Origin of the sequence: Mycobacterium sp. 236(2023) (assembly GCF_029623955.1) — a bacterium.
GTDB lineage: Bacteria > Actinomycetota > Actinomycetes > Mycobacteriales > Mycobacteriaceae > Mycobacterium.
In genome coordinates this window covers 233507-256244 of record NZ_JARSBP010000004.1, presented here as the reverse complement: position 1 = coordinate 256244, position 22738 = coordinate 233507, and the positions used below count along the sequence as shown (strand labels likewise).

The 22738-nt window shown below is 66.6% G+C and carries 23 protein-coding genes; 9 read left to right on the top strand and 14 right to left on the bottom strand.

Annotated features, from left to right (window positions below; translation table 11 throughout):
* Nucleotides 1-20 precede the first annotated feature (20 nt).
* From P9A17_RS18280 to P9A17_RS18270, 3 genes are read left to right on the top strand one after another with little or no spacing between them, the layout of a single operon-like run.
* Nucleotides 21-1184 (top strand): hypothetical protein, encoded by a 1164-nt coding sequence (locus P9A17_RS18280; protein WP_278040112.1) that lies wholly within the window; start codon nucleotides 21-23, stop codon nucleotides 1182-1184.
* Entirely contained in the window at nucleotides 1181-2341 is a 1161-nt protein-coding gene (locus tag P9A17_RS18275) for a hypothetical protein (protein WP_278040111.1), read from the top strand. The genes P9A17_RS18280 and P9A17_RS18275 overlap by 4 nt, the downstream gene beginning before the upstream one ends.
* Nucleotides 2338-2940: a hypothetical protein gene (locus P9A17_RS18270; protein WP_278040110.1), complete on the top strand. Its 603-nt coding sequence runs from the start codon at nucleotides 2338-2340 to the stop codon at nucleotides 2938-2940. Before P9A17_RS18275 ends, P9A17_RS18270 begins: the two co-directional genes overlap by 4 nt.
* A gap of 13 nt (nucleotides 2941-2953) precedes the next feature.
* Here P9A17_RS18270 and ugpC read toward each other — a convergent pair whose 3' ends face one another.
* From ugpC to P9A17_RS18220, 10 genes are read right to left on the bottom strand one after another with little or no spacing between them, the layout of a single operon-like run.
* The gene (gene ugpC / locus P9A17_RS18265) at nucleotides 2954-4033 is read right to left on the bottom strand and encodes a sn-glycerol-3-phosphate ABC transporter ATP-binding protein UgpC (RefSeq protein WP_278040109.1); all 1080 of its coding nucleotides are present in this window, start codon (nucleotides 4031-4033) and stop codon (nucleotides 2954-2956) included.
* 11 nt (nucleotides 4034-4044) lie between these two features.
* The gene (locus tag P9A17_RS18260; protein WP_278040108.1) at nucleotides 4045-4983 is read right to left on the bottom strand and encodes a carbohydrate ABC transporter permease; all 939 of its coding nucleotides are present in this window, start codon (nucleotides 4981-4983) and stop codon (nucleotides 4045-4047) included.
* Nucleotides 4980-5873: a sugar ABC transporter permease gene (locus P9A17_RS18255; protein WP_278040107.1), complete on the bottom strand. Its 894-nt coding sequence runs from the start codon at nucleotides 5871-5873 to the stop codon at nucleotides 4980-4982. Before P9A17_RS18255 ends, P9A17_RS18260 begins: the two co-directional genes overlap by 4 nt.
* A 29-nt stretch (nucleotides 5874-5902) precedes the next feature.
* On the bottom strand, nucleotides 5903-7183 hold the full coding sequence (locus P9A17_RS18250) for an ABC transporter substrate-binding protein (protein WP_278040106.1): 1281 nt from the start codon (nucleotides 7181-7183) through the stop codon (nucleotides 5903-5905).
* A gap of 13 nt (nucleotides 7184-7196) precedes the next feature.
* Entirely contained in the window at nucleotides 7197-8510 is a 1314-nt protein-coding gene (locus P9A17_RS18245) for an alpha-glucosidase/alpha-galactosidase (protein WP_278040105.1), read from the bottom strand.
* On the bottom strand, nucleotides 8498-9451 hold the full coding sequence (locus P9A17_RS18240; protein WP_278040104.1) for a DMT family transporter: 954 nt from the start codon (nucleotides 9449-9451) through the stop codon (nucleotides 8498-8500). Before P9A17_RS18240 ends, P9A17_RS18245 begins: the two co-directional genes overlap by 13 nt.
* 34 nt (nucleotides 9452-9485) lie before the next feature.
* Nucleotides 9486-10466 (bottom strand): BadF/BadG/BcrA/BcrD ATPase family protein, encoded by a 981-nt coding sequence (locus P9A17_RS18235; protein ID WP_278040103.1) that lies wholly within the window; start codon nucleotides 10464-10466, stop codon nucleotides 9486-9488.
* Nucleotides 10463-11587 carry an SIS domain-containing protein gene (locus P9A17_RS18230; protein WP_278040102.1) on the bottom strand — a complete coding sequence of 375 codons (1125 nt, stop codon included), beginning with the start codon at nucleotides 11585-11587 and terminating at the stop codon, nucleotides 10463-10465. Before P9A17_RS18230 ends, P9A17_RS18235 begins: the two co-directional genes overlap by 4 nt.
* Nucleotides 11584-12897 (bottom strand): D-tagatose-bisphosphate aldolase, class II, non-catalytic subunit, encoded by a 1314-nt coding sequence (locus P9A17_RS18225; protein WP_278040101.1) that lies wholly within the window; start codon nucleotides 12895-12897, stop codon nucleotides 11584-11586. Before P9A17_RS18225 ends, P9A17_RS18230 begins: the two co-directional genes overlap by 4 nt.
* Nucleotides 12894-13757 carry a class II fructose-bisphosphate aldolase gene (locus P9A17_RS18220; protein ID WP_278040100.1) on the bottom strand — a complete coding sequence of 288 codons (864 nt, stop codon included), beginning with the start codon at nucleotides 13755-13757 and terminating at the stop codon, nucleotides 12894-12896. The genes P9A17_RS18225 and P9A17_RS18220 overlap by 4 nt, the downstream gene beginning before the upstream one ends.
* Before the next feature lie 119 nt (nucleotides 13758-13876).
* Between P9A17_RS18220 and P9A17_RS18215 the strand changes: the two genes are divergently transcribed.
* Nucleotides 13877-14692, top strand: a complete 816-nt coding sequence (locus tag P9A17_RS18215) for a DeoR/GlpR family DNA-binding transcription regulator (protein WP_278040099.1) — start codon at nucleotides 13877-13879, stop codon at nucleotides 14690-14692.
* 11 nt (nucleotides 14693-14703) lie between these two features.
* Here the strand turns inward: P9A17_RS18215 and P9A17_RS18210 are convergent, their stop codons facing one another.
* Nucleotides 14704-15021, bottom strand: coding sequence for a hypothetical protein (locus P9A17_RS18210; RefSeq protein ID WP_278040098.1), 318 nt, complete (start codon nucleotides 15019-15021; stop codon nucleotides 14704-14706).
* A 134-nt stretch (nucleotides 15022-15155) separates the two neighbouring features.
* Nucleotides 15156-17012: a proteasome ATPase gene (arc, locus tag P9A17_RS18205; RefSeq protein ID WP_278040097.1), complete on the bottom strand. Its 1857-nt coding sequence runs from the start codon at nucleotides 17010-17012 to the stop codon at nucleotides 15156-15158.
* A gap of 147 nt (nucleotides 17013-17159) precedes the next feature.
* Between arc and P9A17_RS18200 the strand changes: the two genes are divergently transcribed.
* On the top strand, nucleotides 17160-17660 hold the full coding sequence (locus P9A17_RS18200) for a hypothetical protein (protein WP_278040096.1): 501 nt from the start codon (nucleotides 17160-17162) through the stop codon (nucleotides 17658-17660).
* 41 nt (nucleotides 17661-17701) lie between these two features.
* Nucleotides 17702-18229 (top strand): hypothetical protein, encoded by a 528-nt coding sequence (locus tag P9A17_RS18195; protein WP_278040095.1) that lies wholly within the window; start codon nucleotides 17702-17704, stop codon nucleotides 18227-18229.
* 79 nt (nucleotides 18230-18308) lie between these two features.
* Here the strand turns inward: P9A17_RS18195 and P9A17_RS18190 are convergent, their stop codons facing one another.
* The gene (locus P9A17_RS18190; protein WP_278040094.1) at nucleotides 18309-19136 is read right to left on the bottom strand and encodes a tRNA (adenine-N1)-methyltransferase; all 828 of its coding nucleotides are present in this window, start codon (nucleotides 19134-19136) and stop codon (nucleotides 18309-18311) included.
* A gap of 84 nt (nucleotides 19137-19220) precedes the next feature.
* Between P9A17_RS18190 and P9A17_RS18185 the strand changes: the two genes are divergently transcribed.
* From P9A17_RS18185 to P9A17_RS18175, 3 genes are read left to right on the top strand one after another with little or no spacing between them, the layout of a single operon-like run.
* Complete coding sequence (locus tag P9A17_RS18185; protein ID WP_278040093.1) at nucleotides 19221-20084, top strand: RecB family exonuclease; 864 nt, start codon at nucleotides 19221-19223, stop codon at nucleotides 20082-20084.
* Nucleotides 20081-20875, top strand: coding sequence for a thioesterase family protein (locus P9A17_RS18180; RefSeq protein WP_278040092.1), 795 nt, complete (start codon nucleotides 20081-20083; stop codon nucleotides 20873-20875). Before P9A17_RS18185 ends, P9A17_RS18180 begins: the two co-directional genes overlap by 4 nt.
* Entirely contained in the window at nucleotides 20872-21381 is a 510-nt protein-coding gene (locus P9A17_RS18175) for a DinB family protein (protein ID WP_278040091.1), read from the top strand. Before P9A17_RS18180 ends, P9A17_RS18175 begins: the two co-directional genes overlap by 4 nt.
* On the opposite strand, the gene P9A17_RS18170 is transcribed toward P9A17_RS18175, so the two are convergent.
* On the bottom strand, nucleotides 21365-22735 hold the full coding sequence (locus P9A17_RS18170) for an FAD-containing oxidoreductase (RefSeq protein ID WP_278040090.1): 1371 nt from the start codon (nucleotides 22733-22735) through the stop codon (nucleotides 21365-21367). The two genes, P9A17_RS18175 and P9A17_RS18170, sit on opposite strands and share 17 nt — an antisense overlap.
* Between the last annotated feature and the right edge of the window lie 3 nt (nucleotides 22736-22738).

Sequence of the window (22738 nt, the reverse complement as noted above, 5' to 3'; positions counted from 1 at the left end):
CGTGGTGAGATTTACCCGCCATGAACTCCAAGAAAGCGGGGACTCCCAAGACCGCGGACCGTCTTGCAGCCGAACGCTGGTTTCTGCGGCACGGCCTGCCCGCCGTGCTGCGTCCCGGCGTCCTGGTGCAGCGGGTGTGGACACGGTCAGCGCCCGCGCTGGCGGGCCTCGCCGTGATGATGACGTTCTCGATGATCGTCGTCGGCGTGACCGGCAAGTACACCGTCGACATCAACGGGGCGCCCACACGCACCGAGTGGTTCGTCATCGCCGTCATCCTGCTCGTCCTGCCATCCGCCGGTGTCGCGGGTTGGCTGGTGTCGCGCACCGACGATGTGCGCGTGCGGGCCGCGGTGTCCGCGGCATCGGTGGGCATAGCGACCCTGGGCAGCGTCTACGCGGGCCCCAGTGCCCGCGTCTTCGCCAACTTGGTCACCGAGTTCGTGGTCGTGGCGCTGATCTTCGTCTGCACCGCAACGGGAATCGGAGCAATCCTGGGGTGGGCGGTCCGCATGACGCTGGGCAACCTGGCGTCCATCGGCAGCCTGCTCATCGGGGCGCTGCCGGTGATGCTGCTGACCGTACTGGTGTTCTTCAACGGACCAGTCTGGACGATGGCCGGGACCATCAGCCGCGGCCGACTGTGGCTCGGACTGGACTTCCTGATGCTGATCGCCGTCGCGTTCCTGATCTCGGGCACGCTGAGCCGCGTCCGACCGATCCTGCGGCCGGACGCGAAACAGCCCGACGACGCCGAACGGTTGACGGGGACACCGTTCGCGACGATGCCCGACCGGCCGCGCCGGGTGCCGTTGTCCAAGCCGGAGCGACTCAATGTGGTCTTCGTACTGGCGATGTCGCAGATCGTCCAGGTGCTGACGGTCTCGGTGGTGACGGGTCTGCTCTTCTTCGCCCTCGGCCTGATCCTGATCAGCCCGGAGTTGTTGGCCGCGTTGACATCCAGTGGATCGCCCGACGGCCAGTTCCTCGGGATGACCCTTCCGGTGCCCGATGCCCTGATCCAGATCACGCTGTTTTTGGTCGCCCTGACGTTCATGTACCTGGCCGCGCGCGCTGTCGGCGACAAGGAGTACCGGGCGCAGTTTCTCGACCCGCTGATCGACGACCTCCGGCTGACGCTCGTGGCCCGGGACCGCTACCGCACCGTGACGGCCGCGACGTGAGCTCTCGCAGGACACCGGAGCTTCGGGCGATCCACGACTGGTTCCTGCACCGGGGACTACCGCTGGTGCTGACCCGGCGCGTCCGCGCGCGCAACCTGATCCAGCGCTCGGCGCCGATGGTCAGCGCGGTCGGCGCGACCACCGCGGTGACGATGCTGCTGGCCGACGTGACCGGCGAGGCACCCGACTACGGGTATGCGGCGCGGCTGGGCGCGATCGCCGTCGTGCTCGTCGCGGCGCCGTTCGTGCTGGAGATCCTGCATCGACTGGGCACCCGCGCCGGTGAGTTGCTGCGCCGGTGGGCCGCCGTTCTGGTGATGACGATCTTCGTGGTGGTCATGCCGTTGACGGTGAGCGGATGGTCGGGTGCCGCAGCGGCCGAAGCGCCGATCTTCGTGGTCATCTCGGCGGTGGCGATCTGGCTGACCTACCTCGGCTTCGGCTCGATCGCGCTGTGGGCCTTCCGATTCGCCTGGGCGCAGCTGGGTGCGCTGGGCACGTTGATGAGCCGCGCGTTGCCACTGTTGATGTTGACGGTGGTCGTGTACTTCACCGGAGAGCTGTGGCAGCTGTCGGCCCGGATGACGCGGGAAAGACTGTGGCAGACAATCGGATTCCTCAGTGCAGTGGCGTTGCTGTTCATGATCGCCACCATCCGCGACGAGGTCAGGGCGTTGCGCCAGGACCGTTCCGAACAGCAGGACCCGGCGGCTCTCCTCGCCGGCACACCGCTGGAGTCGGTGCGCGCCGCCGGACACACTCCCCTGTCGCGGGCCGAGCAGGTGAACGTGGTCGCGGTCATGGTGGTGTCGCAGGCGATCCAGGTGGTGTTGTTCACGGCCGGGCTTTTCGCGTTCTTCCTGGCCCTGGGCATCATCGCCATCCCGGACGACGTGACGGTTCTGTGGTCGGCCGAAGAGATGTGCGCGGTCGGCGAACCACCTTGTGCGGGAACCTGGTTCGGAGTTCACATCCCGATACCGCAGACGGTCGTGCACACGTCGCTGTTCGTCGCGGTGCTCTCCGGGCTCTACTTCACGGTGAGCACCAGTGTCGACCCCCTCTACCGGCAGCGATTCTTCGAACCGCTGATCTTCGACGTCGCGGTGAGCCTGGCAGGCCGCGACGCATACCTGGAATTGGAGCGCAGCTCATGACCAACGTCTTCGACAAGCGGTACGGCGAGGTCCTTCTCGTGCACATTGACGAAAACGGACCGCAGGCAACCGTTTACAACACCTATCCGCTCAACGATTGTCCCGCCGAACTGTGGAGAGAGCTCGACGCCCAGGCCATCGCCGCCGAACACCACGCCGTCGCGGCCCTCCTCAACGGCCCCCGCTACTGGCTGATGAGCCACATCGAGAAAACCGGCGGCACCGAAACGGAGCGACAGACGTTCGGCGGCATCGAGATGCTGCGCCAGGCGACGGTGGCGTTGTCGTCGATGAACCCGGCGCCGTACTCCGTCAACCGGGTCGACCGGAAGGCGGCATTCGTGTTCGACGCCGGAACCCCCGTCTTCGAGCTCGTGGACTCAGACGGCCGCCACTGGATCATGCAAACCTACAGTCAGACAGTCGATCCCACGCTCACCCTCGACGACCTGGCCGGCCTCGCGGGCCGGCTGACACTGCCGGAAGGCTGGAGCTACCGGACCCGCACACTCGATCAGCCGGTGCGGGTGGACACCACGACGGAGAAGGCCAGCGTCCTGCAGGACGATCTCGCCAACAGCTACTCGCTGCGGCTGTGATGGACCGCGCCGTTCAGAGCGAGATCCGCTGTCTGCTGGCGCTCCTGGCTTCGCCGGTCTGAACGTCGAAGTAGCGGTGGTGCGCCGGCGGCAACGTGAGGCCCACGGGCGTGCCCGAATCGAGTTGCAGCCCTGCCGGTGCAGTCGCGATCACGCGCGTGTCGCCGACTAGTGCTGTGACGAGGCAGTGGCTGCCCAGCGGCTCGACGAGATCCACCCGAGCGGGCACCGCGCCGGGGTCGGTGGCTGAACAGATCTGCACGTGCTCCGGCCGCACACCCACGGTCACCGGGCCGTCGGGTTCTGCCACCGGCGCCACCTCGGAACCGGCGACGTGAAGCAGGCCCTCCCGGATGTCGGCGGCGAGCAGATTCATCGGTGGGCTGCCCATGAACGCGGCGACGAAGGTGTTGGCGGGCCGGTGATAGATGTCGTCGGTGGTGCCGATCTGTTGCACCTTGCCTTCCGACATCACGCACAGGCGGTCCCCCAACGTCATCGCCTCGACCTGGTCGTGCGTGACGTAGATCGACGTGACGGGGAGCTCGCGGTGCAGGCGCTTGAGGTCACCGCGGACCTGGTTGCGGAGTTTGGCGTCGAGATTGGACAGCGGTTCGTCCAGCAGGAACGCCTTGGGCCGGCGGACGAGGGCGCGCCCCATGGCGACACGCTGGCGCTGGCCGCCGGACAGTTCGCCGGGCTTGCGGTCCAGCAGGTTCCCGATCTGCAGCAACTCGGCGGTGTCGCGGACCCGGCGGTCGATCTCGGCGCGAGGGGTCTTGCGCTGCCGAAGTCCGTACGCCAGGTTCCGGTACACCGACATGTGGGGATAGAGCGCGTAGTTCTGGAACACCATCGCGATGTCTCGTTCGCCTGGCGACAGCGAGTTGACCACCGAACCACCGATGCGAATCTCACCTGAGGTGGGGGTGTCCAGTCCGGCGAGCAGACGCAAGGCGGTGCTCTTGCCGCAGCCGGAGGGGCCGACGAGGATCAGGAACTCGCCGTCGGCGACCGCGAGGTCGAGACTGTCCAGCGCGACCACACCGCCGGCGTAACTTCGTGTGACGCCCCGGAATTCGACATCTGCCAATGCTCTGCCCCTCAACCCTTGATGCCGGTACTGGCCACCGACTGGACGAAATATCTCTGCGCACCGATGAACACGAGCAGCATGGGCACCAGGCTCATCACGTTGGCCGCCATCAGCAGTGGCCATTTGACGCGGTGCGCGCCCTGGAAGTAACTCAGCCCCAACGGAACCGCCATCTGGTCCTGTGAGGTGATCACGATCAGCGGCCACAGGAAGTCGTTCCACGATGTCAGCACGGTCAATGCCGCCAATGTCGACAGCGCGGGCAGCGACAGCGGCAGGATCATCTTGAAAAGCACTCCGAGGCGCGATGTTCCGTCGACCCGCGCCGCTTCCTCCAGTTCCACGGGAACGGTCATGAAGAACTGTCTGAGGAAGAAGATTCCGAACGCGGTCGCCAGGTTGGGCAGCATCAGCGCACCGATGTGGTCGATGCCCAGCCCTTCCCAGAGGTTGTCGCCGAACCATTTCACGATCAGGAACACCGGGATCATCGTGACCTGGAACGGCACCATCAACGTCGCCATCAGCGTCACGAACAACACACCGCGACCGAGGAACCTGATCCGCGCGAACGCGTAACCCGCCAGGCTGCACACCACCAGGTTGCTCACCAGCACCACGGCGGTGACGAGCAGGCTGTTGACGAAGAAGTGACCGAAAGGCGCTGCGGCCCAGGCTTCCGAGTAGTTCTCGAAGCGCGGATCGGCGGGGAGGATGACCGGCGGGAACCGGTTGGCTTCGCCTTCGGTCTGCAGGGACGTCGACAGCATCCACAGCAGCGGCACGACCAGCAGGAACGACACCGGGATCAGCACCAGATGCCACGGGCTGAACCCCAGTCTCGGGCGCGGCAGCCCTCGCCGGCGCCGAGGGGGCGGCGCCGGCGAGGCGGCGTTCTCCGCCGCCGAGGTGAGCGGCGGAAGTTCGGAGAGCTCCTGATCTGTCATGAGTAGTGCACATAACGACGGGCCAGCCGGAATTGGACGGCAGTGATGACCAGGATCACGACGAACAACGCGTAGGCCATGGCCGCGGCGTAGCCGGCGTCGAACTGCACGAAGGCGCGGTCCCACAGGTAGTAGACGATGACCGTCGTCGCCCGCAGAGGCCCACCCCGGGTCGTGGCGTAGACCTCGTCGAAGAGCTGCAGCGCGTTGATGGTCAGCCACACCAGCAGGAAGAGGTTTGCGGGGCCCAGGAGCGGCACCGTGATGGTGCGGAACCGGGTGGCCGCAGAGGCACCGTCGATCGCTGCGGCCTCATGCAGTTCGGCCGGAACACCCTGCAGCGCTGCGAGATACACGATGACGGTGAACCCGGTCCACCCCCAGATCGTCATGGCGACGATCACGAACAACGCCTGCGACGGCGATGCGAGAAACGGTTGGGCAGGCAAGCCGACCGCCGTAAGGCCGGCGTTGACCAGGCCGTAGTCGCGGTCGGTGAGCCACAGGAAGATGATGCCCTGCGAGATCGTCGACACCGCCATGGTGACGTAGGCGGCGGTCCGGTACACCGAGATGAACCGCACCGAACGGTTCATCGCCGCAGCGACCAGCAGCCCGACCACCATGGTTCCCGGCACGAACAGAGCGGTGTAGACGATCGTGTGCTTGACCGACTCGAGGAACATCGGGTCACTCGCGAGCTTGCGATAATTGTCGAATCCCACCCAGGGGGTCTTCTCCGACAACAGATCCGAGTCCTGGAACGACAGTTGCATCGACATCAGCACCGGCAGCAGGCCGAAGATACCGATCAACACCGCGGCGGGGCTCACGAGAGACCACCCGCTGACCGTGTCCGAGCGGGTCACCCGCCCTAACAGATTCGGCACCTGCCCTCCCTCCCCTCGCTTCCGCCGGTCTACTTCTCCGCCAGCGCAGTGTCAGCGGCCTGCGCCGCGGAGTCCAGCGCCGCCTTCGGTTGCTGCTCACCGAGGAGCACCGCGACGATCGCCTGTCCGAGTGCCTCGGACACCGCTGGGTACTGCTCCACGGTCGGGCGCGCCTTCTGGACGTTCGCCAGGTTCTCGACGAAGACGCTCACCCCGGGCAACCCCTCGTCGAGTTGGGCCACGAACGCCTTGTCCTCTCCGACCGAGCTGCGGGTGGGCAGATCACCTGTGCCCAGCGAGAAGGCCTTGACCTGTTCTGGTGCGGTCAGCCATTGGACGAAATCCACCGCGGCCTTCTTGCGGTCGTCGCCGTTGTCGAAGACGACCCAGTTGTCCGGCCCCGCGATCGTCTGGTGCCCACCGGATGAGCCCGCGAAGGTCGGCATCACCTGGACGCCATAGTCGATGTCGGAGAGCGAGGACAGATCCCACGGCCCGGTGATGAGCATTCCGATCTTGCCGCTGTTCATCAGCTTCGGGCCGTTTTCGTTGGTGGTGTCCAGATACAGCGACTTGTCGTCGACGGCCATCTGCTGCAACACGGTCAGTGCCTTGACACCGGCCTCGGAGTTGAATGTCGCGCGCTCGTTGTCCTCTGACAACAGATCTCCGCCGGCCTCCCACAACATCGGCACGTAATGCCAGACGGTGTCCTCACTGCCGTCCGCGGGAATCAGCCAGCCGTACTGGCCCTTCGCCGGATCTGTGAGTCTGGCTGCAGCGGAACGGAAATCGTCCCACGTCCAGTTGGCGTTGGGCGGCTCGATGCCCGCCTCGGCGAACAACTGCTTGTTGTAGACGATGGCAAGGTTGTCCACCAGGGCGGGAACTCCGACCACTTTGTCGCCGACGGTCGCAGCGGCGCGCTCGCCCGGGTAGAAGTCGTCCCACTTCCACGCCGGATCGGACACCTGGTCGGACATGTCCACCAGTTGCGGGATCTGGGCGATGTTCGGCGACCACGAGCCGAACATGTAGGCCACGTCGGGCGCGCTGTCGCCGCGCACGGCGGTCAGCACCTTCTGCAGCACGAGGTCATTGCTCGAGTACAGCTCGCTGACCTCGACGTCGGGATGCTCTTGGTTGTACTGATCGATCAAGGACTTGAACACGGTGCCCTCGGTGTCCTGGAAACCATGCCACACGGCGATCCTGGTGGGTCCGGACGAGGAGCTGTCACTGCCACCGCAGGCGGCGAGGACGAGAGCCAGAATCGCACCGAGTGCGACGAGTAGGCGTTGACGGGTCACAGCAGATTCTCCTTCATGGGCGGGCACGCAGTTCTCGGGGCAGAAGGTCACCGTGGGCGGCGGTGAGGTCGTCGCAAAGCGCCCAGATCTGGTCCACGGTCAGCGTGGCCGCGGTGTTGGGATCGACCATGGCGGCAGCCCGCACCAGGCGGGGGTCACCGTCGAGGGCGGCCTGCACCGTCAGATCCACCGGACCGAGGAAGTTCCGGTTGAGTGCCGCGCATTGCGGTGGCAGGTCACCCACCCGCACGGGGTGCGCCCCCAATGCATCCAGCACAGTGGGCACTTCGACCGCGAGGCCGCGGGGCAGGTTGGTGATGAGGTCATCGTTGGCGACGTTGGCAGAGATCATCCGCATGGTTCCCGTTTCGAGCGAGTGGATGACCTGGGGCGCGTACTCGGTCGAGCCCCGGTCGATCTCGATCGTCTCGGTGTGGGCTAATTCGTCACGCAGCCGCCGGTATTCGGCCAGATTCGCCTCGCTGATCGACACGTATTCGCCGACGGCGAGACGCAGCCGTCGTATCTCGTCGGGGTGGCGCAGATACCACGGCACGTATTCGCTGCTGTGTTCACTGGTTTCGGTCGGGTAATAGCCGAGCCTGCGATACATGTCCACCCGGACGCGGCGGCGCAGCTCAGGGTCCGCCTCGATGCGTTCGTCCAACAGCGGATACAGACTCTGGCCGTCACGTTCCCACGAGAGCACCCAGGCCTGATGGTTGACTCCCGCCGACCAGTAGGACACCTCGTCGTAGGGCACACCCACGAGGTCGCACAGCCCGACCATCGTCCAGTACACCGAATGGCACAGGCCGAGGACCTTCAGATCCGGGGCGATGCGGTGCAGGAACGTGACATTCATCGCCATCGGGTTGGTGTAGTTCAGCAGCCAGGCGTCCGGGCAGACGTCCTGCATGTCCCGCGCGATTCCGGCCAGCACGGGGAAAGTCCTGAGCCCGCGGAAGATCCCACCGACCCCGATGGTGTCACCGATGGTCTGGTTGAGCCCGTATTTCGCCGGGATCTCGAAGTCGCGCACGGTTGCGCCGTGCATACCGACCTGGATGACGTTGATGACGTAGTCGGCGCCCTCGAGCGCCATGCGGCGGTCCGGGGCCACGACCACTTCGGGGGTGGCTCTGGTGGCCCGCGCAGTCGCGTGGGTGATCGCTTCGGCCGTCGCGAGACGTTCGGCGTCGATGTCGTGCAATACGACTCGTACCGATCCGAGTTCGGGGAACGAGAAGATGTCCCCGAGAAGTTCGCGGGTGAATTCGACGCTGCCCGCGCCGATGATGACGATCGTGGGTTTCACTTGTGCCACGCCCCGCTCACCGCCGAAGACTCCGGCACCGCGGGTGTGGGGGCTTCACCGCGCTTCTCGTCGCTGTAAACCATGAGGGTGGAGCCCACCAGCGCGAGCACGATACCCACCGCGCCGTAGGGCGACGGCAGAGTCTGGTAGGCGATCAGCGAGACGACTATCGTCAGTGCGGGCGCGAGCGCGTTCGTGGTGGGTGCCACGATGGTCGCCTTGCCCCGGCTCAGCGCCATCACCAGGAACAACGCGCCGACGGCATTCAGGATCTGGGTGCCGGCCGCCAAAGCCGGCGCCTGCCAGGGGAAGTCCAGTGGGATCTCGCCGAGAGAGAACAGCGCCACAGGGATGAGGACGACCGCACTGACGGCCATCCAGCCGAACGTCGTGGCGTCGTTCACGCCGATCGTCGCCGTCTTGCGCATGAAATACGCCTGCACGCCCCACGCGATGCAGATCAGGATCGCCAGCGGCAACCACGGCCCTGTCGACGCATCGTCCTGCGCCCCGGTGACGCTGAACAGCACGATGGCGGCCAGCGCCGCCACGAGCCCGACGGCGGCCAGCTTCGAAATCCGTTCGCGGAGCAGAACCATCGCCATGAGTACCGTGATCGCCGGGGAGATCGACACGATCGGGAAGATCAGGTAGGCGGGCCCCATGGTGAGGGCCTGGAAGAGCAGCAGCTGACCGCCTGCGCCGGTGAGACCGATCAGCAGGCCGTAGATCGCGGCCTGAGGTCGCCGGTCGAACTGTTGCCCGCGCAGGGCGAAAGCAGCTGGGATGATCATCGTCAACGCCCAGATGCTGTAGATCATCTCGTCGGGATAGCCGTACTTGGTCGCCGGGAGTGCCGAGAACGCACCCCAGACGCCCCAGAACAGGATCAGGAGTGCGGCATAGAAGATCCAGCTGCGGGCTCTGGTGTCGCGGGGAGCGTAGGTCACGGGAGGCTCACCTCATCTGTCTGGTGGGATCGAATCACGGTCGGCTGGCGGCGAGTTGGTGCACGGCGGGGGCGGACAACGGGTGACCGCTGCGTTTTGCCGCGTAGAGCGCCGCACCCGCTGCGGGGTCGAGCAGAGGGACTTGCAGGTCGTACTTGGCGGGCAGGTGCGCCAGTGAACGCCGGAACGACTCCAGGAAGCCGGAGTCACCGAACATGCCACCGGAGTAGGACACTGGGATCCGGTCGTGTTCGCCGAAACCGACTTGAACACGGGTTGTCTCGACGAGCACTGCGAGTTCGGTGGTCGCGGCAGCGAGGATGGTGCGTGCGGTGTCGTCGCCGCCACCGGCGGCCTCACACACGGTGGTGGCCAATGCGGCGATCGAACTCCGGTCGCCGCCCCACTGTTCGATGACGAGGCTCACCGCGTCCAGGTCGCCGGCGATCTGCAGTCGGCGTCTCATAAACTCGTAGAGCGGACCTCGCGGCGCCCGTCCGTCGCTCATCCGACTGAATGCGTTGAGTCCCTGTGTGGCAACCCAATACGCAGAGCCCTCGTCGCCGAACAGCTCGCCCCAGCCCCCGACGCGCCGCCCGGTGCCGTGGCGCTCGCCGTAAGCCATCGAGCCGGTCCCGCAGATGACGTTGATGCCGTCCTCGCCGGCCAGGGAACCTGCCCAGCCGCACACCATGTCGTTGTCACACGCATAGCGGTCGTGGCCGAGCACGCGCCCCGGCACGGCGTCGAGGTTCGCGATGTCGGCGCTGGCCTCGCCGTACCCCGGCAGGCCGAAGAAGGCGAAATCGATTTCCGACGCCGCTACTCCGGCTGCGGCGCAGACCTCGAAAACGCCCTGGCGCAGCACACTTTCGACGATGTCGAAGCTCTGGTTGAAGTAGTAGGAACTCGCCGCGGTGGCACGGGCCAGCAGGTGGCCGTCGCCGTCGACGACCGCGAGCGCGGTCTTGGACCCGCCACCGTCGACTCCGAGGTACAGGGACACGCCGCTCACCCCTCCATCGGATAGATCGTCACTCCCCGCACGACGCGACTCACTTCGCCTGCGGGGAAAGGATTATCGGGAGTCTTGCCGTACTCCAGCGAGGTGAACAGCGCAAGGTATTGGGCGAACACCAAATACGCAACCGCCACCGCCGAATCACCGAGTCCGGCGAGGCCGGGCACCACGACCACCGGGCCGGACGCGTCGGGCACCGGCTCGGTGCTGAGCACGACGACGCTGTCGCTGCCGAGTTGCTCACGGATCTCGGCGACGATGTCGAGGTCGTAGCGACGGGTATAGGGGTCGGTGGACAGGTACACCACGGCGAGGGTGTCCGAGTCGAGCACCGACTTGGGTCCGTGCCGGAAGCCGAGGGGCGAGTCGTAGTAGGTGACGACTTCGCCGGCGGTCAATTCCAGGATTTTGAGCGCCGATTCGCGGGCCAGACCGCCCAGCGGTCCACTGCCGAGGTAGACGAACCGCTGCCGCTTCACCTGCGCCAGCGCCCGGATGTCGGCCTGCCGGTCGATGACGTATTGGCCCGCGGCGGCCACCGCCTCGACATCGCCGGCAGTGGCGCCGCCGAGCAGCAGCAGGCAGGACAGCATCATCGAGGTCAGGCTCGACGTCATCGCGAAGCCGGTGTCATTGGTCTGCTCCGGCATGTAGACGACCAGCGACCTCGGGCGGCCGGTGTGCTCCCGCGCCAGCTGACCATCCCTGCCGCAGGTGAGCACGAGATGCCAGACGTCGTCGACGAGCGCGTCCGCCAATTCTGTGGTCGCGGTGCTCTCGGGGCTGTTGCCCGAGCGCCCGAACGAGATCACCAGTGTGGGAGTGCGCCTTTCGAGGTGATCGTGCGGATTGGCGACGATGCCCGTGGTGGGAATCGCCTCGACGCGACGTCGGAGGTTTCTGCGCAATGCGGGCGCGACGATGTCGCCCGCGAAAGCCGAGCTGCCCGCTCCCGTCAGGACGATCCGCAGATCGGGCACCCCGAGAACGTCCCGCAGGAACTCCTCGGTTCGGGCATCGGTGGCAGCCGCGACTTCACGCCACGCCGCCGGCTGCTGCCCGATCTCCAGAATCGTTGCGCCGCCGTCTTTCTGAGCAGGCGTGATGGTGGTCATTGGACTTCTTCCGTGTTCATACAAGCGCTGGCATAGGGACGGAGCGCGTCGCGGACGTGGTCGACGACGAGGGCGTGCGGGTCGCTGTCGAGTGTTCCGGCACGGATCCGCTGGTACTGGCCGGGCAGGTACTGACTGATCAGCGGCAGCGGAACGCTGATTCTGCGAAGGTTGTCCAGCAACGTCATTCGCGCCGCGTTGATTTCGGGGTCGGGCCAGTAGTAGCGCAGGCGGTCGCTGTAGCTGTACCGGCGGGCAATCTGCTCGGCGGCCGCGTCGTCGGTGCCGCCGTAGTAGGACGCCCAATAGCGAGGCTCGGCCAGCATGCGTTGTTCGACGACGTCGATCAGGTTCGACCGGGAAGCGGCATCGACGAGCTCGTCTTCGATGTGGGCGAGCGCGAAGAGCGCCTCCCGCATCGCAAATGTGAGGCCCGGGCCGACTTTCAGGATTGCCCAGTGGTCTTCCACGAGTTCGCGCAGCTGACCGCCGCGCTGGTAGTCGGTGGAGTGGGCTTCGAACACCAGGTTTTCCTCGTTGTCGAGAACACGCCGCAACTCGGCGGTCGCGGAGTGCACGTAGTCGATGACGGCGAGGTGGTCGAACTCCACTCCGGGTTGCACGACCAGAGCGATGATCCGGGGCCAAACCTGCTCCAAAGACCGTGCCGCGAAGGCCGATTTGTGCGCATCGAGCGTGCGACGGGCGTGGTCTGCGGGGGTCGGGGTGAGCGCGGTCAGAGTCTCGTGGGCACCGCCCGGAACGGGCACCTCCGTGCCGATCACATAGACCGGTCCGGGCAGACCGGCAGCGGCGGCGGCCTTCTCGGCGACCTGCAGTAGCCGCGCCGCGCGGTCCGCGACGACCTCGTCGGTCAGTGTCGACGGATCGTCGGCGCAGGACATGCTGCAGTCCAGGTGAATCTTCGTGTATCCGGCTTCCACGTAGGCCCGGACCAACACCTCGGCGTTGGCCATCGCATCGCGCGCGCACAGGTCTTGCCAGCGATTCGGGCCGAGATGATCACCGCCGAGAACGACTCTGCTGCTGGGGAATCCGCAGCGGTCGGCGATCTGATGGACGTGGTCGCGGAAGTCCGTGGGCCGCATACCGGTGTATCCGCCGAACTGGTCCACCTGATTGGAGGTGGCCTCGATCAGAACGTAACCGTCGTCGGCGGCGGCCTGCTCGATCGCAGCCTGGATCACGGTCGGATGAGCCGAGCACACCGAGTAGATTCCGACGGGTTCGCCAGATTTGTGCCGCGCGATCGTGTCCAGGAGCGGGTTGATCAGCTGTGTTCGACTCACCGCGGTGCTGCCTTCCCCGCGGGCGCCGCGGCCACGACGCGGCACAGGTCAGCCACGGTGTCGCTGACGGCAGCACGCCCGGCAGCCAGGTACGGGCGCGGGTCAGAAGATTCTTCGTTGTCGGCCAACACCTTTCGAACCCCGCCCGTGAACGCGATGTTGAGCGCGGTACCGACGTTCAGCTTCCGGATGCCCGCCTCGGCGGCGCGGCGCAGCTGATCATCGGACACCCCCGACGATCCGTGGAGAACGAGCGGGACCTCCACGCTTTCGGCCAGGCGGTGGATCAGGTCATGATCCAACTGGGCCTCGCGGGTCGTCATGGCGTGAGAGCTGCCCACCGCGACGGCCAGTGCATCCACTCCTGTCGCCGCGACGAACGCCGCAGCCTCGTCCGGGTCGGTGCGTGTCCCGGCCGCGTGGGCGCCCGCCTTACCGCCGATCTCCCCCAACTCGGCCTCCACCCACAGCCCGGCAGCGTGGGCCTGCGCGGTGACCGCGCGGGTGCGTTCGACATTGGCGTCGTAGTCGAGGTGCGCGGCGTCGATCATGAGCGACGTGGCGCCGAGCGCGGCAGCTGACGCGACCGCCTGATCGACGAGGGCCATGTCCTGCAAGTGATCCAGATGGATGCCCAGCGGGGCGTTCGACTGGGCGGCGATCTGCGCACAGGCGGCCAGCAGCGGCGCGATCCGGCGCCCGTGGAACGCGATCGTGTTCTCGCTGATCTGGAGAATTGCCGCGCCCCCGGCGGTTTCGACTCCCTCGGCGATGCCCTCGGCATGTTCGATGGTGATCACATTGAACGCGAGGACCGCACCGCCCGCACCTGCTGCGGCGGCGACGAGATCGGATGTCACGGCAAGGGTCACGGCGTCGGCGACCAATCGGTGTGATCTGGATGACCCATGGGTTGATCATGGGAAGATCGCTCATAGCGCGCAACAGAACGCGGCGAAACGATCAGGAAAACTGATCGTTGGCATCATTCACCGAGGAGCGACGAGCGTTGTCGATCAAACGCACCGACAGGATGCGGGAAGTGCTGTCACTGTTGCGTGACCGGGGCGATGTGGCGTCGCAGGAACTGTGGGAGAAGCTGAACGTCTCGCCCGCGACGCTGCGCCGGGATCTGAGTGAGCTCGAGGAGCAGGGACTGCTGGTTCGCACCCACGGCGGAGCCCGCGCCGTGGATCCCAGCGGCAACGAGATCCCCGTGCGGCTGCGCGATCACCGCATGGTGACCATCAAACGCCGCATCGCGCAGCACGCCGCGGCGCTTGTGCCCGCGGGCCCGCAGGCAGTTGCCCTGACCGGAGGTGTCACCACAGGCGAGGTGGCGAAGTCGCTCAAAGGCAGACCGAACATCACCATCGTGACGAATTCCCTGACGATCGCGGCGAATTGCGCAGTGGATGCGCACATGAAGGTGATCATGACCGGCGGCCTGGTGCGAGCCAATTCCCTGGAGGCCGTCGGGCCGATGTCCGAGCACGCATTCCAGGTGATCACGGTGGGCACCGCGATCCTCGGGGCCGATGGGATGTCGGCCGAAGTGGGTGCGACGACGTTCGACGAGGCGGAAGCGCGCACCGCAATTGCCATGGCCGCCAACGCTCAACGCGTTGTCGTCGCCGTTGACGGTTCCAAGATCGGGAAGGTCACGCTGGCCAAGATGGCGTCTCTGGAACGGCTCGACCACTTGGTGACCGACTCGACTGCGGACCGGGAACAGCTACGGCGGATCGCGCATGTGGGCGTGCGCGTCCACGTCGTCGACGTCGTCGATTTCTAATTTGCCTCGGATCAGCACTGATTGGGGCGGGCCACCTCAAGCTCGGGCGGGGTGTCGTCGGAGATCTCCTCGCCGGCCTCCGGCGACTGCGCGCACACCACCCAGTTGGTGAGGTTGAGCTGCTCGAAGGGCGGTCCTGACGACACGGACGTCTCCGGGCTGACGGCGCCGTTGCTGGCCTCGAGCACGGCGTCCGTCGCGCTCTGCAGCAGTTCGCCCTCGACGCTGGGCATCGTCCACTCGTCGGCCAGAGCCGGACTGGCGGCACCGACAGCGGTGGCGAACAACAGAGACGTCGCACCGATGAGGCGCGCGGCGTAGATCTTCATGGAACTCCCCGATCTTGATGGCTTTGGCGCGAAAAATACGCGTGGCCGATGTCGATCGGGGGTCGGTGGCGTGAACACTGTGCGCGATTCGGGCCCGGGACGAAATCGTCGCCCCGGGCCCGGATCACGCTCTGCTACAGGTACTGCCCGAGGTTGGACTCGGTGTCGATAGCCCGGCTCGCCGACGAACTCTTGCCCGTGACGAGCGTGCGGATGTACACGATCCGCTCGCCCTTCTTGCCCGAGATCCTGGCCCAGTCATCAGGATTGGTGGTGTTGGGCAGATCCTCGTTCTCGGCGAACTCGTCGACAATCGAGTCCAGCAGGTGCTGGATGCGCAGACCCGGCTGGCCTGTCTCCAGCACCGCCTTGATGGCGTTCTTCTTCGCCCGGTCGACGACGTTCTGGATCATCGCTCCGGAGTTGAAGTCCTTGAAGTACATGACTTCCTTGTCACCGTTGGCGTAGGTGACCTCCAGGAACCGGTTGTCGTCGATCTCGGCGTACATCCGGTCGACGACCTTCTCGATCATCGCCTTGATCGTCTGGCCCCGGTCACCCGAGAACTCCGACAGATCGTCGGTATGGATCGGCAGTTGCTCGGTGAGGTACTTGCTGAAGATGTCCTGCGCCGACTCGGCATCGGGCCGCTCGATCTTGATCTTGACGTCGAGGCGGCCTGGCCGCAGGATCGCCGGGTCGATCATGTCCTCACGGTTGGAAGCGCCGATCACAATGACGTTCTCCAAGCCCTCGACGCCGTCGATCTCACTGAGAAGCTGTGGGACGACGGTGGTTTCGACGTCGGAGCTGACACCCGTGCCGCGCGTGCGGAAGATCGAGTCCATCTCGTCGAAGAACACGATCACCGGGGTGCCCTCGGAGGCCTTCTCCCGCGCGCGCTGGAAGATCAGCCGGATGTGACGCTCGGTCTCACCGACGAACTTGTTCAGCAGCTCGGGGCCCTTGATGTTGAGGAAGTACGACTTGGCGTCGCGCGACTCTTCACCGCGCAACTCCGCCATCTTCTTGGCCAGCGAGTTGGCGACGGCCTTGGCGATCAGCGTCTTACCGCAGCCGGGCGGGCCGTACAGAAGCACACCCTTGGGCGGCCGCAGCGAGTACTCGCGGTAGAGCTCCTTGTGCAGGAACGGCAACTCGACGGCGTCGCGGATCTGCTCGATCTGGCGACCCAGGCCGCCGATGTCGTTGTAGCTGACGTCGGGAACCTCTTCCAGCACCAGATCCTCGACCTCGGCCTTGGGCACACGCTCGAAGGCGTAGCCGGCTTTGGTGTCGACGAGCAGCGAGTCGCCGGGACGCAGCTTGCGCGGCCGGTCGTCGGTCAGGTCGTCATCGGTGGCGTAGGAGCCCTCAGGGAGGTGCTCCGCGGCGACCAGAGGTTCGGCGAGCCAGACGATCCGCTCCTCATCGGCATGCCCGACGACGAGCGCGCGGTGGCCGTCGGTCAGGATCTCGCGCAGCGTGCTGATCTCGCCCACGGACTCGAAGGTGCCGGCCTCGACGACGGTCAGCGCCTCGTTGAGACGGACCGTCTGGCCCTTCTTGAGCTCCTTGGTGTCGATGTTCGGCGAGCAGGTGAGGCGCATCTTGCGGCCGGAGGTGAACACGTCGACCGTGTCGTCCTCCTGCACCGACAGGAGCACGCCGTAACCGCTGGGCGGCTGCCCGAGCCGGTCGACCTCCTCGCGGAGCGCCAGCAACTGCTGCCGCGCTTCCTTGAGGGTGTCCATCAGCTTGGCGTTGCGCGCGGCGAGCGAGTCGATGCGGGCCTCGAGCTGGTGAACATCTCGTGCACTGCGCAAACCGCTCTGGGGACCTACAGCATTTTCCAGTTGTTCCCGCAGGGCTGCTGCTTCCCGCCGGAGTTGTTCGAGCTCTGCCGCGTCTTCGCTGGACAGGTGATTTTCAGGCGATGCCCCAAAGGCTTCAGGGCCATCGCTGGCGTCTGGACGCTCGGACTCACTCATGCTGAGCTCCTTTCCCACACCCGATGTTGGTGCGGTAACAACTTCAACGCTACCGGCGATTCAGTCATTGTGTGTGCTCTAGGAATTCGACACACCAGCAACACTGTTAGCCTCTGTAGATCAGTTCGGCCGAACGGAAGGACAGCCGTGACCCTGAAATCCCTCGTTACCAGCCTGACCGCTGGGGCAGCAGCCGCCGCATTGGTCGGTGGTGCGGCCGCGGGTGTGACCTCGATTGCAATCGGCGCCGGGATCGCAGGTGCCTCACCTGCCGCGTTCACCGCGCCCCTGCCCGCCGCTCCGGCGCCTGACCTGCAGGGTCCGCTGGTGTCGACGCTGGCAGCGCTGTCAGGGCCGGGATCCTTCGCCGGGGGCAAGTCCTCCTACATCCAGGGGGGCCTCGGCCGCATCGAGGCGAGGGTCGCTGACAACAGCTATGCCAACGCCGCAGCGCAGGGGTACTTCCCGCTGAACTTCGTGGTCGCCGACATCGACCAGAACGGCCCCGTGGCCACGGCCAACGTCACCGCGACCGCGCAGACGGGTGCCGCCGCGACCCAGAACGTCATGTTCGTCGCCGGCCCGAGCCCCACCGGATGGCAGATCTCGAAGCAGTCTGCTCTGGGTCTTCTCAGCGCGGTCGGCTGATCGCTTTCCCCATTCGTGTCCTGAGCGCCGCCACAGTCATTGTGGCGGCGTTCGGGCTGAGTGGGTGTTCCTCGGACGAGCACCCGGCCGCCACACCGTCTGCGCCGGCCGCCGCCTCGTCCTCGACCGCTCATCCGGATCCGATCCCAGATTCCCCGGGTGGGCCACCGCTGCCACCGGCCAACGCGCTGACCGACGTGATGGTCCGGCTGTCCGACCCAGCCGTGCCGGGTGACCAAAAAATCACGTTGATCGAACGAGGCACGCCGGACGAGGCGCCGGGCCTCGATCGCTTCGCCATCGCGCTTCGCGACAACGCGGCGCTGCCCCTGACGTTCGAGGCCCGAGATCTCGCATGGTCTCAGTCGGCCCCGGGCAATGTCGTGGCGACCATGGTCATCAAGATGGCCAATCCCGACGGCGGGGAGTTCCGTTATCCGATGGAGTTCGCCCCCGCGGACGGTTCGTGGCGCCTGACCCGGCAGACCGCGGATCTGCTGCTCCAACTGGATGCCGAAACCCCACCGCCGCCGCCTCCACCGCCGCCCGCCCCGACTCCGCCGCGCTGACGTCGCGAGATCTGCACACGGGCTGTTGCGTGCCGGCACTGACGACCACCGAGCAGAACTCGGCGACACAGCGAGCGCGTCAGGGCAGCCGTTTCTTGCGTAGCGGAACCGGCGCCACCGCACCGGGAGCCAGCTTGCGGGCGCTGATCAGGAACGCCGTGTGTCCGCGCATCGTGTGCTCCGGGCGCACAGCCAGGCCGACCACATGCCAGCCGCGCTGCATGCTCTCCCACGACCTCGGCTCCGTCCAGCACTGCTGTTCCCGCAGCGCCTCCACGGTCTTGGACAGCTGGGTGACGGTGGCGACGTAGACCATCAGCACACCTCCCGCGACGAGAGATTGTGCGACCGTCCCGAGAATCTCCCACGGCGCCAGCATGTCGAGCACCACCCGATCCACCTCGGGACCGTCGTAGTCGGCCAGGTCGGCGATCACCAGGTTCCAGTTGGGCGGCGCTTCACCGAAGAACGTCTCCACGTTGCGTTGGGCGTGTTCGGCGTGATCCTCGCGGACCTCGTAGGAGGTGACGAGGCCGTCGGGGCCCACCGCGCGCAGCAGCGAGCACGTCAGCGCGCCGGAGCCCGCACCCGCCTCCAGCACCCGCGCGCCGGGAAAGATGTCGCCCTCGTGCACGATCTGCGCCGCGTCCTTCGGGTAGACGACCTGGGCGCCGCGCGGCATCGACATCACGTAGTCGACGAGCAGCGGTCGCAAGACGAGGAACTGGTCGCCGTTGGTCGACTTGATGACGCTGCCTTCGGGCAGCCCGACGACGCTGTCGAGCGAAATGATGCCGCGGTGGGTGTGAAACTCACCGCCGGGCTTGAGCAGCATCGTGTAGCGCCTGCCCTTGGCGTCGGTGAGCTGTACTCGATCACCCTCGGCAAACGGACCGGTTCTGCGCACGGTTGTTCAGCCTGCCAGTAGACGCGCCCGCGTTCGCGCCCGGGTTGCCGGGGAATGTCGGGCCGCAGTCCTACTGTGACAAACATGGACAAGCCGGTGAGACGCCCCGCGTTGTCGCCGTCGCGTGCCGCCGACTTCAAGCAGTGCCCGCTGCTGTACCGGTTCCGCGCCATCGACCGGCTGCCGGAGCCGTCGTCGACGGCGCAGGTGCGCGGCTCGGTCGTACACGCCGCCCTTGAGCAGCTGTACGCACTGCCCGCGGCTGAGCGTGTCCCCGAGAACGCGACGGCGCTTATCACTCCCGCGTGGGAGCAGATCGTCGCCGAGCAGCCCTCGCTGGCCGACGAATTCGAGCCGGAGATCCGGGCCGAGATGCTGGAGCAGGCCCGCACGCTGCTGTCGGGGTACTACCGGCTCGAGGACCCCACACGCTTCGACCCGCAGAGTTGCGAACAGCGCGTCGAGGTCGAGCTCGCCGACGGCACGCTGCTGCGTGGCTTCGTCGATCGCATCGACGTCGCTCCGACCGGGGAGATGCGCGTCGTCGACTACAAGACCGGCAAGGCTCCACCCGCCGCGCGGGCCCTGGCCGAGTTCAAGGCGATGTTCCAGATGAAGTTCTATGCCGTGGCACTGCTGCGCTCGCGTGGGGTGCTGCCGGCCCGGCTGCGGTTGCTGTATCTCGCCGACCAGCAGGTGCTGGATTACACCCCCGACCTCGACGAGCTCGAGCGCTTCGAGAAGACGTTGACGGCGATCTGGCGGGCAATCCAATCCGCCGGAGCCACAGGCGATTTCCGCCCCAGCCCGTCCCGGCTGTGCAACTGGTGTGCCCATCAGGCGCACTGCCCCGTATTCGGCGGCACTCCCCCGCCGTACCCGGGCTGGCCGCAGGTCATCGACGACGGTGACCCCGACACGGTTCTTCGGGCAGAGCCGGCCGCGTGATCGACTGCATGTTCCGCCGGGTGGGCACCGACGGTGAGTTCTCGGTCTTCGAGTCGACCGACGGAACCCGGAGCAACTGGGATCCCCAGATACAGCACGGATCCCCGCCGTTGGCCCTGCTGACCAAGGCGATCGAGGACCTCGCCGCCGGCACCGGACTCCGCGTCGGCCGGCTGACGCTCGACATCCTCGGCGCGATCCCGGTGACGACGGTGCGCGTGCGGGCCCGGGTCGACCGGCCGGGCAGCCGGATCGCGATGATGTCGGCCGAGATGCTGGCCGACCGGCCGGACGGACAGCGCCGCGCGGTCGCACGCGTCACCGCATGGTTGTTGGCGCCCAGCGACACTCGCGACGCGGTCACCGACCGGTACCCACCGCTCGTCGAGGGAGGGTCCTCGGCGGTCACACACGCGTGGCAGGGCGCGCCCGGCTATCTGGAAGCCATCAGCTGGCGCGGGCAGCCCGATCAGGACGGTGCGTCCGTCGCGTGGTTGAGTCCGATTGTGCCGCTGGTTGATTCAGAGCCGACGACGTCGCTGCAGCGCCTCGCGATGGTGGTGGACTCCGCCAACGGCATCGGTGCGGCACTGGATCCGGAGCTGTTCCTGTTCATGAACACCGACACCGTGGTTCATCTCCATCGCCTGCCCGCGGGCCAGGACTTCGGGGTGCGCGCCCGCGGGTCGATCGGTCCCGGCGGGATCGGGGTGACGACCGCCGAGCTCTTCGACCGCGACGGTTTCATCGGGACGTCGGCACAGACCCTGCTGGTGCAGCGCCGGGGATGATCGACGAGATAACTCGCCAGTTCGACATCGCGTGGGCGCTGACCGAATTGCACCTGGCCGCGCTCGGCGACGACGACTTCCTCTGGGAGCCTGCAGAACACTGCTGGACCGTGCGCCGCGACTCCGCCGGGCTGTGGCACGCGGACTTCGCCGACGTGGAACCCGATCCGATACCGGTGCCGACGATCGCGTGGTTGACGTGGCACATCGACTTCTGGTGGAGCGCGGCGATCGACTCGTTGAACGGTCAGGCGCCTGCATCCGCCGCTCACGTGACCTGGCCCGGGACTGGCGAAGCAGCCGTCGCGCGTATCCGCGAGCGTGCCGTTGTATGGCGAAATACGCTGCCTCGGTTGAAGTTAGCGGACCCCGCGACATTCCCGTGGGGCGCTGAGGCCGGACGCACCGTCGCCGACACCGCACTGTGGGTGACGGTCGAGTTGACCAAGAACGCCTCGGAGATCGGCCAGTTGCGGCTGCTGCGCGCGGCTACGTCAGCGGCTTGAGTTCCTGCAGCATCGTCGGAACGAGTTCGCTGACCGTCGGGTGGATGTGCATCGTGCGCGAGATCGCCGTGTAGGGCAGCTTCGCGGTCATGACGTCGAGAATCAGGTGCACGACCTCGTCGCCGCCGACGCCGAGAATCGACGCCCCGAGGATCTCCTCGGTCTCGGCGTCGACCACGATCTTCATGAAGCCCTGCGTCTCGCCCTTCTCCACCGCGCGGCCGACCCGAGTCATGGGACGCTTGCCCACCAACGCTTTTCGGCCCGACCTGCGCACCTCGTCGGCCGTCATCCCGGCACGCCCCAGCGGCGGGTCGATGTAGAGCGCGTAGGTGGTGACGCGGTCGCTGACCCGGCGCGGATCGTCGTCGAGCAGATTCGCGGCGACGATCTCATAGTCGTTCCACGACGTGTGGGTGAAGGCGCCCTTGCCGTTGCAGTCGCCCATCGCCCAGATGTGGTCGACGCTGGTCCGTAACTGATCGTCGACGACGACATAGCCGCGGCTGTCGGTCTCGACGCCCGCGAGCTCGAGCCCGAGGTCGTCGGTATTGGGTTGCCTACCGACCGCGACGAGCACGTGGCTGCCGACAATCGGCTCCGCGCCGGCGCGCGGTGTGACGGCAATCCCGTTGCCGTGCTTGGCGAAACTGATCGCGTCGGCTCCGACGACGACGGTGATGCCTTCGGCCTCGAGAATGTCTCTGATCGCCGCGGACACGTCTTCGTCTTCGCGGCTGGTCAGCCGGGGACCCTTCTCGACGACGGTGACCTCGGCCCCGAACCGCCGGTACATCTGGGCGAACTCGAGCGCGATGTAGCTACCGCCGATGACCACCAGATGCTCGGGCAGGACGTCGAGGTCGAGGATGCCGACGTTGGTCAGGTAGTCGACGTCGGCGAGCCCGGGCATGTCAGGGGCGACGGCGCGGCCACCGACGTTGAGGAAGATGCGGTCGGCTTCGAGTAGTTGGTCGCCGACGCGGACGGTGTGGGGACTCTCGAAGCGGGCGTGCCCGCGAATCAGCGTCGCGCCGTCCATCCCGTCGATCCAGGATTCGACTCCCTCGCGGTCGCCGCCGCTGATCTTGTCCTTGCGGGCTTTGACCGCGGCCATGTCGACGGTGATCTCGCCGGTGCCGATGCCGAATTCGGCGCCGCGGCGCGCGACATGGGCGGTATGAGCACTGGCGACGAGCGTCTTGGTGGGGATGCAACCGTAGTTGACGCACGTGCCGCCGACGAGCTTGCGCTCGATGATCGCGACAGTCTGCCCGGCGGCGGTCAGCCGCGCCGCGAGCGGAGGGCCGGCTTGCCCCGCGCCGATGATGATCGCGTCGAAGTGCTGGGTCATCGG